Origin of the sequence: Mesorhizobium sp. M00.F.Ca.ET.216.01.1.1, from assembly GCF_004010325.2 — a bacterium.
Lineage (GTDB): Bacteria > Pseudomonadota > Alphaproteobacteria > Rhizobiales > Rhizobiaceae > Mesorhizobium.
In genome coordinates this window covers 80,990-98,456 of sequence record NZ_SADR02000015.1, presented here as the reverse complement: position 1 = coordinate 98,456, position 17,467 = coordinate 80,990, and the positions used below count along the sequence as shown (strand labels likewise).

16 protein-coding genes are annotated in these 17,467 nt (G+C 63.5%); 6 read left to right on the top strand and 10 right to left on the bottom strand.

Going from position 1 to position 17,467, the window contains the following annotated elements:
- Positions 1 to 2 precede the first annotated feature (2 nt).
- The 6 genes from EN859_RS20015 to ehuB form a co-directional block, all read right to left on the bottom strand.
- Complete coding sequence (locus EN859_RS20015; protein ID WP_127854610.1) at positions 3 to 1,214, bottom strand: amino acid ABC transporter substrate-binding protein; 1,212 nt, start codon at positions 1,212 to 1,214, stop codon at positions 3 to 5.
- Between the two features lie 200 nt (positions 1,215 to 1,414).
- Positions 1,415 to 2,146: a GntR family transcriptional regulator gene (locus EN859_RS20010; protein WP_127854611.1), complete on the bottom strand. Its 732-nt coding sequence runs from the start codon at positions 2,144 to 2,146 to the stop codon at positions 1,415 to 1,417.
- Positions 2,143 to 2,922: an ectoine/hydroxyectoine ABC transporter ATP-binding protein EhuA gene (gene ehuA, locus EN859_RS20005; RefSeq protein WP_127854612.1), complete on the bottom strand. Its 780-nt coding sequence runs from the start codon at positions 2,920 to 2,922 to the stop codon at positions 2,143 to 2,145. Before ehuA ends, EN859_RS20010 begins: the two co-directional genes overlap by 4 nt.
- A complete protein-coding gene (gene ehuD, locus EN859_RS20000; protein WP_127854613.1) occupies positions 2,919 to 3,578 on the bottom strand; it encodes an ectoine/hydroxyectoine ABC transporter permease subunit EhuD in 660 nt (219 codons plus the stop codon). The genes ehuA and ehuD overlap by 4 nt, the downstream gene beginning before the upstream one ends.
- Entirely contained in the window at positions 3,575 to 4,303 is a 729-nt protein-coding gene (gene ehuC, locus EN859_RS19995; protein WP_127854614.1) for an ectoine/hydroxyectoine ABC transporter permease subunit EhuC, read from the bottom strand. The genes ehuD and ehuC overlap by 4 nt, the downstream gene beginning before the upstream one ends.
- Before the next feature lie 53 nt (positions 4,304 to 4,356).
- A complete protein-coding gene (gene ehuB, locus EN859_RS19990) occupies positions 4,357 to 5,226 on the bottom strand; it encodes an ectoine/hydroxyectoine ABC transporter substrate-binding protein EhuB (RefSeq protein WP_127854615.1) in 870 nt (289 codons plus the stop codon).
- Positions 5,227 to 5,467: 241 nt separating this feature from the next.
- On the opposite strand from ehuB, the gene EN859_RS19985 reads away from it, so the two are divergent.
- From EN859_RS19985 to EN859_RS19960, 6 genes are all read left to right on the top strand, one after another.
- Positions 5,468 to 6,658: a M24 family metallopeptidase gene (locus EN859_RS19985; protein WP_127854616.1), complete on the top strand. Its 1,191-nt coding sequence runs from the start codon at positions 5,468 to 5,470 to the stop codon at positions 6,656 to 6,658.
- A gap of 64 nt (positions 6,659 to 6,722) precedes the next feature.
- Positions 6,723 to 7,871, top strand: coding sequence for a Xaa-Pro peptidase family protein (locus tag EN859_RS19980; RefSeq protein WP_127854617.1), 1,149 nt, complete (start codon positions 6,723 to 6,725; stop codon positions 7,869 to 7,871).
- A 10-nt stretch (positions 7,872 to 7,881) separates the two neighbouring features.
- Positions 7,882 to 9,138 carry a sarcosine oxidase subunit beta family protein gene (locus EN859_RS19975; protein WP_127854618.1) on the top strand — a complete coding sequence of 419 codons (1,257 nt, stop codon included), beginning with the start codon at positions 7,882 to 7,884 and terminating at the stop codon, positions 9,136 to 9,138.
- Positions 9,139 to 9,151: 13 nt separating this feature from the next.
- Positions 9,152 to 9,493: a sarcosine oxidase subunit delta gene (locus tag EN859_RS19970; RefSeq protein ID WP_127854619.1), complete on the top strand. Its 342-nt coding sequence runs from the start codon at positions 9,152 to 9,154 to the stop codon at positions 9,491 to 9,493.
- The gene (locus EN859_RS19965) at positions 9,490 to 12,444 is read left to right on the top strand and encodes a sarcosine oxidase subunit alpha family protein (RefSeq protein ID WP_127854620.1); all 2,955 of its coding nucleotides are present in this window, start codon (positions 9,490 to 9,492) and stop codon (positions 12,442 to 12,444) included. The genes EN859_RS19970 and EN859_RS19965 overlap by 4 nt, the downstream gene beginning before the upstream one ends.
- Positions 12,437 to 12,958 (top strand): sarcosine oxidase subunit gamma family protein, encoded by a 522-nt coding sequence (locus tag EN859_RS19960; RefSeq protein WP_245525636.1) that lies wholly within the window; start codon positions 12,437 to 12,439, stop codon positions 12,956 to 12,958. The genes EN859_RS19965 and EN859_RS19960 overlap by 8 nt, the downstream gene beginning before the upstream one ends.
- Positions 12,959 to 13,025: 67 nt before the next feature.
- On the opposite strand, the gene EN859_RS19955 is transcribed toward EN859_RS19960, so the two are convergent.
- From EN859_RS19955 to EN859_RS19940, 4 genes are read right to left on the bottom strand one after another with little or no spacing between them, the layout of a single operon-like run.
- A complete protein-coding gene (locus EN859_RS19955) occupies positions 13,026 to 13,835 on the bottom strand; it encodes a formylmethanofuran dehydrogenase subunit C (RefSeq protein ID WP_127854621.1) in 810 nt (269 codons plus the stop codon).
- Positions 13,832 to 14,740, bottom strand: coding sequence for a formylmethanofuran--tetrahydromethanopterin N-formyltransferase (gene fhcD, locus EN859_RS19950; RefSeq protein WP_127854622.1), 909 nt, complete (start codon positions 14,738 to 14,740; stop codon positions 13,832 to 13,834). Before fhcD ends, EN859_RS19955 begins: the two co-directional genes overlap by 4 nt.
- Entirely contained in the window at positions 14,728 to 16,359 is a 1,632-nt protein-coding gene (locus tag EN859_RS19945; RefSeq protein ID WP_127854623.1) for a formylmethanofuran dehydrogenase subunit A, read from the bottom strand. The genes fhcD and EN859_RS19945 overlap by 13 nt, the downstream gene beginning before the upstream one ends.
- Entirely contained in the window at positions 16,353 to 17,444 is a 1,092-nt protein-coding gene (locus EN859_RS19940) for a tungsten formylmethanofuran dehydrogenase (protein ID WP_127854624.1), read from the bottom strand. The genes EN859_RS19945 and EN859_RS19940 overlap by 7 nt, the downstream gene beginning before the upstream one ends.
- Between the last annotated feature and the right edge of the window lie 23 nt (positions 17,445 to 17,467).

Genomic DNA, 17,467 nt, shown 5'->3' with positions numbered 1-17,467 from the left:
GGCTAGCGGGCGTTCCAGGCCGGCATTGGATATTTTGGCTTTCCAACGAATCCCTTGGCGCCGTAGATGGGGGCGATTGCGTCGCCCTGAACCTGGATGACGATCTGCGGCAGGTCGATCTGCCCATTTTCACCAAACGCAAGTGGCCCGTAGAGGCTGTCGAGCTTGAGATTGGCGAGCGCATCGCGCACCTTTGCCGGGTCGGTGTCGCCGGCATTCTCGATGGCCTGGGCGAGAGCCTCCACGTCGGCCACGCCGGAGGCGGCATGGTAGTCCGGATCGTAGCCGAACTTGGCCTTGTAATCCTTGGCGAAGGCGGCGGCATCACCGAACCATCTGTCCTTGAGGTCCGCGGAGGGCAGCCAGGCGGCCATGCCGAAAGCATATTCGGCATCCGCCCCCAGCGCCTTGCGAAAATCCTCGCTCGGCACGCCGACTGTGAACGAATACAGCTTCGGCGCGACGGCAAGGCTCTTGGCCTGGCGCACAAAATTGAGAATCTCGGTCTCGTGTCCCGCCATCAGCACCACATCGGTGCCATTGCTCTTGATCTGCGAGAGCAGCGAATTGAAATCGCTGGCGTTGGAACTGTATTTCTCGTCAATGGCGATGCTCAGCCCTGCATCCTTGAGCAGCGGCCGCGTGCCCTCGGCGACCGAGACGTCGAAGGCGTCGTCGGCATAGAGCAGAGCGATGGATTTGGGCGCCGGATCGAGCTCCTTCAGCATCTTCACCGTCGTGCCAAAATAGTTGCTTGCCGGCGCCAGCGTGCCGAATATGTATTTGAACTTGCGCGAAAAAATCTGGTCGGAGGCGCCGCCGCCCTGGACCATCGGGATTTGATATTTTTCGGAAACGGCCGAATCGGCAAGCGCGAAATTGCTGGCGAAAGGTCCAAGCAGAAGGTCGACTTTATCTTTCGAAACAAGCTGGGTGTACTGCCGTACGCTCAAATTCACATCGGACTGGTTGTCGTAAAGCTTGAGGGCCAGCTTGCGCTTCTCACCGCCCACCGTCACGCCGCCGGCTTCATTGATCTTGTCGATCGCGAATTCATAGGCGTCCTTGTAATAGCGGCCGGTATTGGCGGACGGCCCGGTCAACTGGACAGAGGCGCCAAGCACGATGTCGGCCGCCGATACCGCAGTCGACCAGCCCAAAACGATCGCGGCGGCCAGGATCGCGCCGGCCACGGAAAATCTGGAATTCGACATTTCATCTCCTCCGCAGGGACATGCATTTTGTCTTGACGGCCCTCCCCGATGAAAAGTGGCGCACCCCGGTCCAGTGTCAACCAAGCGGACGAACTGCCGACAATCCGCACGATGCGGAGAAAGGCAGATGCGGGACCAGCAAACAGGGAAAAGCCGAACCCTTCAGCTCACCGTTGGATTAGGGAAGACCCGGAATGTGACTACAAGGCCTCGTCGGAGCCGTTGGTCCCGCCCGCATGGCGCATCATGCGGCGAAAGCTCATCGAGATATGCGCGCGCCTTATGTGGCCGATCGATTCCCAATCGCCGATCTCGGCCGCAGCAAGGACTTCTTCCATCTCGCGGCGGAACGCGGTGAACTCCTCCACAAGGCCCAATTGCGGCATCATCTTGAGGACGACGCGCGCGACCTGAAAATACAGGCGCTCGCTGATCTCGCGCAGCGGTTGGTTGCCGGTCATCGCCGTGAGTTCGTAGAAAAAATCCATGTTCAGGCGCAGGAAAGCGCGCTGGTCGGGGTTGAGCATGTCGGAATCGCAGCGCGTGATGAGTGCACGAATGCGGTCGAGGTCGCCCGCCGTGCGCGGGATCGGCGTAAGCTTGCCGACGAGGAGCGCCAGTTCCAGGCGCAGGAGATAGACCTGCTCCAGTTCCTCGATATCGACATCGGTGACGATCGTACCGACGCCATGGACGGACTGCACCAGCCCCTCGGATTCGAGTCGCGCCAGGACGCGGCGAACCGGCGTGCGGCTGATCTGGAATTCCTGGGCAAGTTCTTCTTCGGAGAGGCGGCTTCCCGGCGCGTAGTCGAGCAGGCAGATGCGGTCGCGCAAGATCCGGTAAATGCGCTCGAAACGCTCCCGCGCCGAGAGCGGGCGCGGCAGCGCAGCGGTCACGGCTATGGGCGCGGCATCTGCCTCAAGCGTCATCCAGCCTCCAGGACAGCGTGCAGGAACTGCCGTGTCCGCTCGTTCTTGGGTGCACCGAACAACTCGCTTGGCGGCCCCTGCTCGCAGATCTTGCCCGCATGGAAAAAGCAGACGCGATCGGAGAATTCCTTGGCAAACCCCATCTGGTGGGTGACCATCAGCATGGTGAGGTCATGTTCCCTACCAAGTTTTCGGATGACTGCAAGCACTTCGCCGACGAGTTCGGGGTCGAGTGCCGAAGTCACTTCGTCGAACAGCATGATCTTGGGCCGCATGGCGCAAGCGCGTGCGATGGCGACACGCTGCTGCTGACCGCCGGAGAGCTGCGAGGGATAGTGGTCCTTCTTTTCCGACAAGCCGACCATGTCGAGCAGCTCGGCCGCGCGCGCCTCGGCATCGGCGCGCTTCATGCCGAGCACCGTTATCGGCGCCTCGATGCAGTTCTGCATCGCCGTCATGTGCGGGAACAGGTTGAACGACTGGAACACCATGCCGATCTTGGCGCGGATCTTGCGGATGTGTGCGAGATCGGCGGGCACCAGCGTGCCGTTGCGCTGCATATGTGTGAGAGGCTGGCCCTCAACCCAGATGACGCCGTCGTTGATCGTCTCCAGCGTCATCAGCATGCGCAGCACCGTGGTCTTGCCGGAGCCGGACGGCCCGATGATGGAGACCTTTTCGCCGCGTGCTATTTCCAGATTGAGCCCGTCGAGCACGGTCAGCGCACCGTAGCGTTTCGAAACATTGGCGAAGCGGACCATCGGTTGTTCCGTCATCGCATGGTCCTCCGGTTGAGCAGGCGTTCGAGGGAGCGAATGAGCGCGGCAGAAACCAGGCTCATGGCAAGGAAGAACAGGCCGACCAGCGTCATCGGCTCGGTGTAGCGGAAGGTTTCGGAGCCGATGATCTTGGCCGTCTGCATCAACTCCAGCACGGCGATTGCGGAAAGCAATGGCGTCTCCTTGAACAAGGCGACCAAATAGTTGCCGAGCGCAGGAACGATCGGCGGGATCGCCTGCGGGATGATGATGTCGCGGAACGTCGTCCAGGCCGACAGATTGAGTGCGATCGAGGCTTCCCACTGGCCGCGATGGATGTTGTCGAAACCGGCGCGATAGACCTCGGAGCAATAGGCGGCATAGTGGATGCCGATGGCAAGCACCCCGGCGGTGAAGGCGTCGAGCACAACACCGAATTTCGGGAACACGAAATAGAGAAAGAATATCTGGATCAGCAGCGGGGTCGAACGGATCAGCTCGACCAGCACCGAAATCGTCCAGCCGGTGCGTGGCACGGCGATGCGGACGACGGCCAGCACCAGGCCAAGCGAGGCGGCAAGCACAAAGCCGATCAGCGTCGCCTCGATGGAAATGATGGCGGCGCGGGCGAGCACCGGCAGGATTTCCAGGGCAAATCCCCAATCCCAGATCATGCTGCCTTCCCCCGCGCCAGTCCGAGCGAAGCCCGCCTTTCGAGAAGCCGCATGCCGATGGTGAGAACCAGCGACATCGCCAGGTACATCAGCAGGACGAGGGTGAAGATCGGAATGGTCTTGAACGTGTTCTGGTTCATTTGCTGCGCCTTGAAGGCGAGGTCCGAGAGCGTGATCAGCGAGACCAGCGCCGTCGATTTCAAAAGCTCGATGAACAGATTGCCCCAGGGCGGGATCATGGCGACGAATGCCTGCGGCAGAATGATCCGACGCAACATCTGGGGGCGGCTCATGTTCAATGCCGTACACGCCTCCCACTGGCCGCGGGCGACGGACTGGATCGCACCGCGCACGACCTCCGACCCGTAGGCGCCGACGTTCAGACCGAGCGCTAGGACGGCGACCAGGAACGCGTTGAGCGTGACGCCGAATTGCGGCAGCACGAAAAACAGCCAGAACAATTGCACCAGCGCCGACGTCCCGCGGAAGATCTCGACATAGACCGTGGCCAGCCATCTGAGCGGCGCCGGGCCGTACATCCTTGCCAGTGCTGCAAGCACGCCCATGACAATTGCCAGCAGGCTGCCGAGAATGGCGATCTCGACCGTCAGGACCGCGCCTTGCAGCAGCCCCGGCATAAACACTTGATAAGATTCCTGTGTTGCCAAGGCGCCGATCACGACAAGCGCGACGACCAGCATGGCAACGAGCGTACGGATTCCCATGCGATTCCCCTAGGAAAAAGGGCGGCGCTCTCGCGCCGCCAGCCGTTGGGAACCTACTTGCCCGCGCAAAGCTCCGCGGTGGTCTTGTTGGGGAGGTAGTCCTTGCCGAAGCCGAGCGGCTCGACCAGCGCGATGTGCTCCGGCGAACCGATGAACTTCTTCAGCTCGGCGTTGAACGCCTCCAGCAGATCGGTATCTTCCTTGCGGAAGCCGAAGCCGCCATGGCCTTTCACCGATTTGCCGCCAACCTCGCCGAACGGCTTGGTCGATTCGACGCCGTCGGCCTTCTTGGCCATGTCGGCGATCGAAAGAGCGGTCAGCGCAGCAGCGTCCGCGCGGCCCGACTGAACGGCCGCGACCAGGCTGGACTGGTCAGGCAAGGAGACGATCTGCCCATCGGCAACGCCCGCGTCCTTAGCGAAGCCGCCTTCGACGGCGCCGGCCATCACGGCAAGCTTGAGATCCGGATTGTCCTTGATGCTGGAAAAGTCCTTCACGCCTTTCGGGTTGCCTTTTGCCACCAACATAGCCTCGCCGATGCCGTAGGAAGGCTCGGAGTAGTTGATCTCGGCGCAGCGCTTCGGAGTAATGAACATGCCGGCGGCGATGATGTCGAAGCGGCCGGCCTTGAGACCCGGAATGAGCGAGCCGAATTCGGTCAGCACGCCATCGACCTGCGAGATGCCCAACTTGGCGAGCACCGCCTTGGCGACTTCCGGCGCTTCGCCGGTCAGCTTGCCGTCAGGCGTGGCGTAACCGAACGGCGCCTCGTTGGCGAAACCGACGCGGATATAGCCATCCTTCTTGGCCCGTTCGAGGGTGGTTTCCGCGTGAGCCGGCAGCGACGCGAGTGACGTCGCCGCGAGCGCGATGCAGGCAGCCGCTTTCACGACCATACGGCGCGATATCGATGATTTGAGCATGCTTTTCTCCCATTGAACAACTGATGAAGAGTTCCCAGGGCACGGCCTTCTACGAGGTCAACACCCGCTTGTTAAGACGTATACAACTGCCCTAGACATTCCGCAAGCGAAGATATAGAAACCTCAGAAATTCGGGCGATAGTTGGTAATCATACGACAAATTATTGTCTAGTTGTGCACAATTTGGGCAACTTGCCCTTCAAAAAAGGGCAAAACAGCGTATCCGTAAGGCAGGATTTCGGTGGCGAGCGCGAGCGGTTTCGGGATATTCACGCAAGCGGAGTATGCGCAGCGCCTGGCCGGCGTGAAGACACGCATGGAGAAGGCCGGCTTCGACCTCATCATCTGTCAGGATCCCGCCAACATGTGCTGGCTGACCGGCTATGACGGATGGTCATTTTACGTTCCGCAGTGCGTGCTCGTCCATCTGGAGGAGGAACGGCCGATTTGGTTCGGCAGGGCGCAGGACGCCAAGAGCGCACGCCTGACCACCGGCCTGCCGGAGAAGAACATCGTGCCGTTCTCGGAAAGGCTGGTGCAGCAGCCCGTCGAACACCCCTATGACGAACTCGCCCAGCTGATCCGTTCGCGCGGCTGGGGAAAGGCCCGCATAGGCGTCGAGATGGACGCGCACTACTACACCGCGCGCTGCCATGCCCATCTCGTCCAGGGCCTCCCCGACGCGCACTTCGCCAACAACCACGATCTTGTCAACTGGGCGCGGCTGGTCAAATCCGAAGCCGAGCTGGTGCTGATCCGCGAGGCCGGCGCCATCTGCACGCATGCCATGAACCGCGCCATCGAAAAAATGCGGCCCGGCGTGCCGCAGAACCACGTCATCGCCGAAATCTACCACGCACAGATCATGGGCGTGCCCGGAGCGGGCGGCGACTATGCCGCGATCTGCCCGCTGATGCCCGTCGGCGAAGGCACCGGCACGCCGCATCTGACGTGGTCCGACGCGCCGTTGCCGGACAGCGGCCTCGCCATCCTGGAAATTGCCGGAGTGCGGCGGCGCTATCATGCGGCGCTGACACGGACCGTACATTTCGGCAAGCCGCCCCCAGCCATCCCCGACATGGCCAAGGCGATCGTCGAGGGCGTCGATGCCGGCCTTGAGAAGGCACGCCCCGGCAACACCGCTGAAGAGGTGGAGGCTGCCTGGCAGGCAGTCCTGCGGAGGAACGGGCTGAAGAAGGAAAGCCGTGTCGGCTATCCGATCGGGCTCGCCTACCCGCCCGACTGGGGCGAACGCACCGCAAGCCTCCGTCCCGGCGACACCACCGAGATGCTGTCCGGAATGTGCTTCCATTTCATGGCCGGCGTCTGGCTCGACGATTTCGGCATCGCCATCTCGGAATCCTTCGTCGTCACCGATCGCGGCGGCGACCGCCTCTGCGACGTGGCGCGCGAACTCATCGTCATCGACTGACCATGGCGGACGGGAAACCGCAACTGATGGAAGACGGTACCGGCAACAAGCATGAGGACACCTGATGGACCGCAATCCCTTTTCCGAAGCCGAAATCGCCGGCCGCCTTGCCAGGCTCCGCAGCGTTCTGGCTGAGCGCGAACTCGACGCGGCGGTCTTTGCCTCACCAGAGAACGTCTTCTACCTCACCGGGCTCGATCACTGGGGATATTTTGCCCCTCACCTGCTGATCGTCCCGCTCGAAGGAAAACCTGTCCTGGTCACCCGTTCGATGGAGAGGGTGACGATCGAGAAGCAGGTCACGGCAGCGGAATTCCGCGGCCATTCCGACAGCGAAACGGCCGCCGACCTTGCCGCGCGGGTGCTTGCGGAACTCGGCCTGTCCGGCAAGCGGATCGGCCTCGAATACTGGACCGCCGGCCTCAGCCACGGGCTTGCCATCGCACTCGAGACGCAGGCCGATGCCAGATGGAGCGATGTCTCCGGCCTGATCGACAGGATGCGGCGGGTGAAGAGCGCCGAGGAACAGGTGCTGATGCGGCGCGCCGCCAAGGTGACGGACGCCGCCGCCGGTGCCGCGATCGCGGCAATCTCGGACGGCGCTGCCGAGCAGGAGGTCGCCGCCCAATGCGTTGCGGCGATGATCCGTGCGGGCGGTCATGCCCCGGGATTCGGACCTTTCATCCGCCCGGCCGCACGCCTGGGCGAAGAGCATACGACCTGGGGCGACGGGATCTACCGCAAGGGCGAACCGGTCTTCGTCGAGCTGTCCGGCTGCATCTCGCGCTACCACGCGCCGCTTGGCCGGCTCGTTCGCATCGGCTACATCAGCGACGAAGACGCCGCGATGGCGGAGGTGACCGCCAAGGCATTTGATGCCGTCGTCATGGCACTTAAGCCCGGCGCCAGGGCGCGCGACGTCTACGCCGCCTGGCAGGCCGTCGCCGACGAGGCCGGTCTTTCCCACTATCGCCGCCATCACTGCGGCTACGTTGTCGGTGCCGGCCAGCCGCCGTCATGGACCGGTGGTAATTCGGTGACCGGCTTGAGGCACGATTCCGACCTCGAGATCGAGACCGGGATGAGCTTCCACATCCTGTCCTGGCTGATGGGCACCGGCCGCGGCGACGATTTCGTCTCCAACACCGTGCTGTTGACCGATGCGGGCGCTGAAGTGCTCACCCGCACGCCGGCCGGTCCGATCGTTCGATAGGCCCGCACGCATGGCGCGCTACTCGGCATTTTCGATTTTCCGCAATGCGCTATCCGGCCAGAAGGACTGGCAGCGCGCATGGCGGGCAGCGGAGCCCAAACCATCCTACGACGTGGTTATCATCGGCGGCGGTGGACACGGCCTCGCGACCGCATTCTATCTTGCCGAGAACCACGGTATCCGCAATGTCGCTGTGCTCGAAAAAGGCTATATCGGCGGTGGCAATGTCGGTCGCAACACCACCGTCATCCGCTCCAACTATCTGCTCGACGGCAACACCCAGTTCTACGAATTCTCGATGAAGCTTTGGGAGGGCATGTCGCGGGCGCTGAACTTTAACGTCATGTTCTCGCAGCGCGGCCAGCTCGTTACCGCGCATTCGGCCGACCAGCTCGACGGCTTCAGCCACCGCGCCAACATCATGCGGCTGAACGGCATCGATGCCGATATCCTCGACCGCGATGAGGTGCGCCGGCTGGTGCCCTATCTCGATTTTTCCGACACCGCCCGCTTCCCGATCCATGGTGCCATCTTCCAGGGCCGTGCCGGCACGGCGCGTCACGACGCCGTCGCCTGGGGCTACGCGCGCGCCGCCGACGGCCATGGCGTCGATATCATCCAGAACTGCGAGGTGACCGGCTTCGTCCGCGATGGCGACAGAATTGTCGGCGTCGAGACGACGAAAGGCCGCATCGGCGCCGGCAAGGTCGGCCTCGCCGTTGCTGGTCATACATCCGTGCTCGGCGCCAAGGCCGGCCTTGAACTGCCGATCGAAAGCCACGTCCTGCAGGCCTTCGTCACCGAACCGCTGAAGCCGTTGGTGGACCATGTCGTCGCCTATGGCGCCGACCATTTCTACGTCAGCCAGTCGGACAAGGGGGGACTGGTCTTCGGCGGCAATCTCGACGGCTATAATTCCTACGCCCAGCGCGGCAATCTCGGTGTCGTGCGCGAGGTGGCGGAGGCGGCGATCGCGCTGATGCCCTGCATCTCGCGCATCCGCCTGCTGCGCCATTGGGGCGGCGTCATGGACATGACACCAGATGCCAGCCCGATCATCTGCCCGACGCCGATCGAAGGGCTCTACCTCAACGGCGGCTGGTGCTATGGCGGCTTCAAGGCGACGCCAGCTTCCGGCTGGTGCTTCGCCCACACGATCGCCACCGGCAAGCCGCATCCCTTGGTGGCAGCCTACGGGCTCGATCGTTTCCGGACCGGCCGCGCGCTCGACGAGGCCGGCGCCGGCCCGTCCGCCTGGCTGCAATAGGAGGCGGAAGAGAATGCTGCGCATCGAATGCCCCTGCTGCGGTCTGCGCGACCAGGACGAGTTCCGCTATGGCGGCGATGCTTCCGTCACGCGTCCTGGCCACGACGACCCCGATCCGGAGGCCTGGTACCGCTACGTTTATGTCAGGGCAAACCCGGCCGGCCTGCATCGCGAATTCTGGCAGCACGTGATCGGCTGCCGCCAATGGCTGATGGTCGAACGCGACACGCGCAACCACGCCATCGCATCCGTCGCCTTCGCCAGGAAGGCTCCTGCCAAGAAGTCATTCACCCAAACGTCACTCGCCCAAAAGTCACTCACCAAGAAATCACCTGTCAGGAAATCAACAGCATGAGTTCGAACCAAAAGCGGCTGGCGGCGGGTGGCCGCATCAGCCGCGAGCAGCCGGTCGAGTTTACCTTCGACGGCCGGAGGCTGGTCGGATATCGCGGCGACACGCTTGCCTCTGCACTGCTCGCCAACGGGGTCACCCTGGTCGGGCGCAGCTTCAAATATCATCGTCCACGCGGCATTTTTTCCGCCGGGCCGGAGGAGCCGAACGCACTGGTTACGCTCGGAACCGCAGGCAGGCGCGAGCCGAACCTGCCGGCGACGACGCTGGAGCTCGCAGACGGCATGGTCGTGGAAAGCCAGAACCGCTGGCCGTCGCTTGCCTTCGACGTGCAAAGCATCAACAGCCTGCTCGCGCCGTTCCTTTCCGCCGGCTTCTACTACAAGATGTTCATGGGCCCGACGCGGCGTGCCTGGATGTTCTACGAACACTTCATCCGCAAGGCAGCCGGCCTCGGCAGAGCCGGTACCGATCCGGACCCGGACCGCTACGAAGTCCGTCATACGTTCGCCGATGTCGCAATCGTCGGCGGCGGCCCAGCGGGGCTGTCGGCGGCGCGGGCTGCCGCAGCGGCCGGCGCGCGGGTCGCGCTGATCGAGCAGGATTTCCTGCTGGGCGGCCAGCTTTTGGCGGATCCGTCCGACGGCGTGGCGGCCTCGTGGCTGAGACAGGCGAAAGCCGAGCTGGAGAGCTTCGAGAACGTCACTTTGATGAGGCGCACGACCGCTTTCGGCGCCTATGACGGCAACGTCATCGGACTGGTCGAGCAATGCGGCCAAACCGATCCGCAGCGGGCCGGCGAAGCGCGGCAGACATTCACCATGCTTCGCGCCCGTTCGATTGTGTTCGCAACCGGTGCCATCGAGCGGCCGATGGTATTTTCTAACAACGACCGGCCCAGCGTCATGCTTGCCTCGGCGGCTCGGACCTATCTCAACCGCTATGCCGTTCTGCCAGGCAAGAAAGTCATCGTCGCCACCGGCAATGACGGCGCCTGGCGCACCGCCTTCGATTATGCCGCTTCAGGCGCTGAAGTAATGGTTGCCGATTTGCGCGCCGCACCGCCTGCGGCGCTTACCGCAGAAGCCGCACGGCTAAGGGTTGCGGTGCGAGCCGGAACGCGCATCGTCGACCTGGACGGCGGCCACGCAGTCAGGCGGACAACACTTGCCGGACCGGGCGGCGAATCCCAGACAGCATGCGACCTGGTCTGCATGTCCGGCGGCTGGTCGCCAACCGTGCATCTCACTTCGCATCTTGGTGTCAAGCCCGTATATCGCGATGACATCGGCGGCTTTGTGCCGGGTGCGTTCACGGCCGGCCGCTTCGGCGCCGGCTCGATGATGGGAACTCATTCGACGGCCGATGCCATCGACGACGGTCATCGCGCCGGCATCGAAGCGGCGTCCTTCTGCGGCAAGTCGGCTTCCGTGCCAGCTCCGTCGAAACTCGATCTCGGCGAGACCGCCACCGCCCCGCTCCGCGAAATCTCGTCCGCCGGACGTGGCAAGGCCTTCGTCGATTTCCAGATGGACGTGACGACAAAGGATATCGAACTCGCCCATCGCGAAGGCTATGAATCGGTCGAGCACCTGAAGCGCTACACCACGCTCGGCATGGGCACCGACCAGGGCAAGACCAGCAATTTTCCAGCCCTTGTCGCGATGGCGGCCCTGCGCAACGCAACGATCCCCGAGACCGGCGCCACGACCTTTCGCCCGCCCTACACGCCGGTCGCCATCGGTGCACTTGCCGGGCGCGCCACCGGCCATCATTTCAAGCCGATCCGCCGTACGCCGATGCACGATTGGCACATGGCGAACGGCGCCGAGATGCTGGAGGTCGGGCTCTGGATGCGGCCTTATTTCTACAGACAGTCCGGACGCGACGTAAATGAAGCCTATGTCGCCGAAATGCGGACTGTGCGCCAGGCCGCTGGCCTGATGGACATCTCCACCCTCGGCAAGATCGACGTCCAGGGTCCGGACGCGGCGATTTTCCTCGATCGCGTCTACGCCAACGGCTTTGCCAAACTGCCGGTCGGCCGCGCCCGCTACGGCGTCATGCTGCGCGACGACGGCATCGTCTTCGACGACGGCACCACGACGCGGCTGGCGGAAAACCGGTTCTTCATGACCACCTCGACCGCCAAGGCCGCCGACGTGCTGTCGCGTCTGGAATTCCTGCTCGATACGGCCTGGCCGGATTTGCGCGTCGCCGTAACCTCGGTAAGCGACGAATGGGCAGCGATGTCGGTTGCGGGACCGAAAAGCTGCGCAATTCTCAGTGCAGCGTTTCCCGCGCTCGACGTTTCCGATGAGGCACTTCCGCACATGGGACGGCTCGAAAGCGAATGGGAGGGCCGTGCGCTCCGCATCCTGCGCCTCAGCTATTCCGGCGAGCGCGCCTACGAAATCTATGTCGGGGCAACTGCCGGTGGACAGCTCTGGAGCCGCCTGCTCGAAGCCGGCAGAGCATTCGACCTGAAGCCTTACGGCGTCGAGGCGCTCGGCGCGCTGCGTGTCGAAAAGGGCCATGTCGCCGGGCCCGAGATCGATGGCCGCACAACGCTCGACGATCTCGGCCTCGGCCGCATGGCCGGCAAGCGCACCGGCTTCGTCGGCGACGTCCTGCGGCGGCGTCCTGCCTACCTGGCGCCCTACCGCCAGCGCCTGGTCGGGCTGGAATGCATCGAAGACGGAAAACGCCTGCGCGGCGGCGCCATCCTGTTTCTGCCGGGCGAGAAGCCCTACGGCCACGGGCGCGGGCGCATCACATCCGTCACCTTCAGCCCCGAACGCGGCCATTATGTCGGGCTGGCGCTGCTTGCCGGCGATGTCGCTGTCGAAGGCAACGAAATCACAGCCGTCTATCCGATGAAGGACGAAACGGTGCGCGCCCGCATCGTCTCGCCGGTATTCCTCGATCCGCAGGGAGAGCGGCTGCATGGCTAGCGTCATGTCTTCGCAGGAGTTCAGCCTGTCCGTGGCCGACTGCCCGCTGATCCAGATCGAGGGCTGGGACGGCACGCTGGCACAATTCGAAAAGGGCGTCTCAGCGTCGCTCGGCACGAAGCTTCCTGCCTCGGTCGGAGAGACAGTCCGTCACAGAGGCCTCCTCGTCGTCCGCGTCGCACCTCGCCATCTCTTGCTGGCCCTCGACGACGGCATTGAAGCGCCCTCGCTCGCCGTCGACCCCGATCTCGGCTGTTCAGTCTCTCTCGGTGAAGGACGCGTGCGTTTCAGCATGGCCGGGGCCGGCATCGCACGGATTCTCTCCAGATGCATTGCCGTCGACTGGCACGCGCCAGCGGCCGCGCCGGGCCGCGCCGTGCAGACATCCTTGCATCACGTGCCCGTGCTCTTCCTGCGCACCGGCGAGACCGCATGCGATCTCATCGTGCCGCGAAGTTTTTCGCGAAGCCTCGCGGACTGGATCGCCGACTCTGCTGCGGCGTCGTGCGCCTGACCTCTCCCGGGTCATGTCGCTGGCATCAGAAGGTGTTTCGACAGCTTGGTTCTTGTGGCGACAGACTTCAGCGCGGGAAAAGAACCTCACCCATTCCAAGCACAGCGTTGTCGCCGCCGTATCTGTGCGGCGCCTTGCCCAGAAGCGGCCGCTTCAAAATACCCTCGGCGATCAGATAGCGATCGATGATGGTGGCGAAGACGCTATCCGGCGCGCCGCATTCGACGAAGCTGGGAGACAGACTTTTCGGCGCGCGGTCGAGGAGGATCGAACCGCGACGCATCAGATAGCCGGGCATCTCGCCGGCGCCACCGGCCACCACCAGCGTACCGGCGATCATGCGGCTGCCGGCATGGTCGCCTGAGCCTTTCAGCACCGCGATCAGCCCGCGCCGCATGCGGTCGGCGGCAAAGGTGCCCGCCCTGCCCCTGACGATCAGCAGGCCGCCACTCATGCCGGCCAGTTCCCCGGCGAGCGGCGCACCAAGGTGATCGCCGGCGTTGCCTGTTATCTCGAGCCTGCCGCCTCGCATGCCGGAGCCGGCGTGCGGGCCTGCATTGCCTTCGATCGTGAGCTTGCCGCCGCGCATGGTGCGACCGGCCTGGGCGCCGGTACTGCCGACGACGCGAACCGAACCTTCCCGCATGCCTTCCGCCACCTTGTCGAGCCGCGCACTTCCACCTTCGAACACGATGTCTAGGCGATCGCTGCCGGCCACGCGAAAAATATCGCCGACCTTCGATCCATGCTTCGACGTGCCGATCTGGATTTTTTCGATATCGCGCCTTTCGACCCCGGCAAGCCGCTCCGGCGTCAGCGGCGACAGGTCGACGCGCTCGGGCGGCTCGGCGACAAGGGTGAAGGTCAGCGCTTTCACGGTAGCATATCCTTCAGCGAATAGATGAACTTGCCGAGCTTGCCGCCGTAATTGCCGGCGCCGATGCGAACCGCGCCTTGCTTCGGCCCGAGCTCGACGACAGCCTTGATGCCTGCCTTCATGGCAGCGGCAACGGCGTCGTTGTTCTCGCCATCGATAACGATTTCCAGGACGGCGTTGATGTCCGGACCGAGCTCGCTCCTGACGACACCGCGCAGCGTCGGTGCGTAGGCTTCGTTGGCCGAGGCGACCATGCCCTTGTATTTACCACCGATCTTAGAACCCGACCGGGCGATGCCGCCAGGGAATGGCACGATCGCTCCGGGCACCTTGCCGATCGCGGCGACCGCGGCCTCGGCAGCGACCAAAGCCTTGGCACTGCTTTCAGCCATGACGAAGAAATTGCCGCCGCCAACGGCATCCTTCGTCAGCCCGGTCGTTGCTTCGCACAGGAATTCGCCATCCATGACAGGAATGCGCCAAAAATGCCTGCCGCCGATCTTCTTGGAGATTTGCCAGCCGTCGCCGAAATAACGCAGCGCCGAACCGAGCTTGAGCTCGGCGCTGCCCTCCAGTCCGCCAAAGCAAGCGGAACCCGGCGAGGTCAAGACGCACTGACCGACGCGATTGAGCAGTTGTTTCTGCAGTTCCTCGGTCCCCATCGCGAATATCATCACACGGCAGCCGGGCCGGCCATCGGGTGTCGCCGATGCCGGCAATTCGGCATCGATTGCCGCTTCGCAGCCGCAACCGATCACCGAGGTGGCAAAGCCGGTCATAGTGGTCGCCGCCTGCCGCGCCCATTTCCGGTTCGACGCAGTGATGATGATGGCGGTCGCGCGCATGCCGAAGGCCTCGGCAAAGGTATCGTCGATGGTTACGCCATTTACGCTCAGGTCCGGCATGGCACCTCGCCGAATGGCTGTTCGCGCGCAATCGCAGAATCTGGAAAATTGAACCAGTCCAGCGACAGGCCGTAGCGCTGTTGGTGATAGTCCTCCAGACGCCGCACCATCGCCTTGTCCGGGGACGGATTGAGCCTTAGCGCCTTGCCCCAACGGTAATGGGTGATCTCTCCGTTTTGCACGACGAGATCGCCGTCCTTGAAAACATACGCCGCCTTCCCCAGCATCTTTGCGATGTCCTCATCCCTGCGGTAGACCGCGATATCGGCGATGGCGCCGCCGCCGAGATGGCCTCGATCCGTCAGCCCAAGCAGCTTGGCGGGAGCCGCGCGCGTCATGATGGCGATTTCCTCGAACGTGTATTCGCGGTCGATTGCAGCCAGGGTGGAGAGCGCCAAGGCGGATTGTGAAAGTCCGGCGGCCATTTCGTTGCGTGCTTTCCGGCTCATCAGCAGCTCGAACAGAGCCGGATAGGCGGTAAAGGGTGCGCCGTTCGGATGATCCGTTGTGAAGAAGACACGCCAGGGATCGTCGATCAGGAGAAAAAGCTCGAGCCCGATCGCCCACTGCATCGTGCCATAGAAGTCCTTGCCGTAGCTGTAGGGCACGATGCCACCGCCATTGCCGTCGCCGTCATGAATGACAGCTTTCTTCGGGTGCGCGCTGCCACGCGCCGAAAACTGCCGCATGACGTCGGAGGAGATGGTGACCGTCTGGCCGAACATAACCTGGCCGATGTCGATGGTAACTTCCGGCGTCGCGTTGACCAGTTCGGCAAGCCGCGCCGCAGCCGAGGAAAACCTGCGCTTTCCCTCCGTGCCGTAGCCATAGAACTGCAGATGGGCGAGGTGCAACGGCAGCCCCTCCGCCGCCGCGATCGTCGCAGCCGCCGTATCGGCCGACCCGGGACTGCCGAGATTGTTGCAATGAACATGCAGTGGATGCGGGACGCCGAGACCCTCGACCGCAGCCTGTAGCGTCTTGACGATCTTGCGCGAGCTGACGCCATAGGAAGGCACCATGTCGTCCAGCGAGAAGGTGCGGACGTTTTCCTTGAAGGCGGCGGCCGCACCGGCATTGATCACCTTGACCCCGAGCGCCCGCGTCGAGGCAACCGTCCAGGCGACATAGTCCTCGATCATCGTCGAGGATGCGGTGTCGCGGATCATCGACAGCAGGAAATCGTCGTTGCCGAGAATGGCGAGCGTCGCCTTGTCGATGATCGGGATGTCGGCCAGTTCGAGATGGGTGTGAAGTGCCGCTCCCGGCGACATCGCCGGCTCGACGACCGTCGTAAAGCCCATCTTGGCGTAGAGGCAGCCGGTCTCAAAGGTCGACCAGCCGGCGTTGGAGAGCGGCGTCGCCGCTGGCCGCGCCTGATGCGCGGCATGCTGTTCGGGCAGCAGCAACCGCGCCGTATTCACATTGCCGCCGCCGATGTGGGAGTGGATGTCGATGGCGCCCGCCATCACGATGCAGCCGTCGGCTTCGATGGTCCGGTCCGCCGCGCCCGCCGCAGGCGCCGCGACGATCTTGTCGTCCCTGATCCAGACGTCGCCCTTGCCGAGACGGCCGTTGACTGGATCGATGATGTCGCCGCCGGCGATTTTCGTCAGCATGGTAACGCGGCCTCGGCGGAAACATTGTTGGCTACCAGGCGGATGATCGTCGCCGCGGAGGGCAGTTCCGAAGCCGCCTGCGCATCGACCGACCTTAGCGAACCGGTGCGGCTGGAATAGACAACCGCCTCGTGCTCGACGCCCGCTTCGCCGATGGCAATGGTAACGGCAGCGCCTGCGACCGGCTCCTTCGTTTTCGCCAATGCAATCAGCGCCAAGCGGTTCCTTTTCTTCTGCGGCCGGACAATTGTAGTGGAGATCCGCAGGTGCAGGTCGGCTTCGCCGGCAGCGATCATTCGCGCGACATCGTAACGCCAGGGATCGAATTCCGGGAAGCCGCGCGCAAAGCCCGTGCGCAACGGAAAGCCTGTCATCCAGGTCGAGGCGAGCACGCTTCCCCAGCCGTTTTCGCTCGCCGGCAGATGCAGGCCAGATGCACGTGATTTGCGGTTGAGATCGGCGATCAGTCCTTGCAGCATCTCCAGCGCCAGCCCTTCGGTTGCGTGGCCTGAAAACAGGAAGACGGGGAAACGCGCAGCCGTCAGAGCCTTGGCGAAATCGTCGAAATTCGACACCGATTGCGATGTCTGGCGTCCCCTGTACTGCGCCCTCAGAGCCGCCAGCGTAGCGCCGAGGCTTACCTGGCCACAGGAAAGGAGCGTCGCCGTCCGTCCGTTGACCAGCGGCGGCGCAGGCGTCCCGTTCGAACCCACTAGGAAGAATTCACGCTCGTTCCTGGCGGAGAGATCGGGCGTTGTGTCAGCAAGTTCGCCGACAAAATCATGATGGATTTTCGGGAGTTCGCCCACAATCACCACGACATCGGCGCGCCGGCGCGTCTCGCCCGGAGCGACAGTCATCGCGCCTTTGTCGGTAAAAAGCGCGGTCTCGCGGGCAAGTGCCGCGCCATCGGCATGATCGTATGCCGCGCCAACCCGCTCAGCCAGCGCGATCGCCGCCCTGGTGCCGTGTATGTCCGTATCGAAGCTGAAAACCGGGCACCGGCTTGACCACAATAGCGCCGCGGCATGCGCAGCCGCGTGCTCGACCAGCGTTTCCCGGTTGCCGATCCAAGCAACCGCCATTCGCTACGCTACTTTCTGGTGCC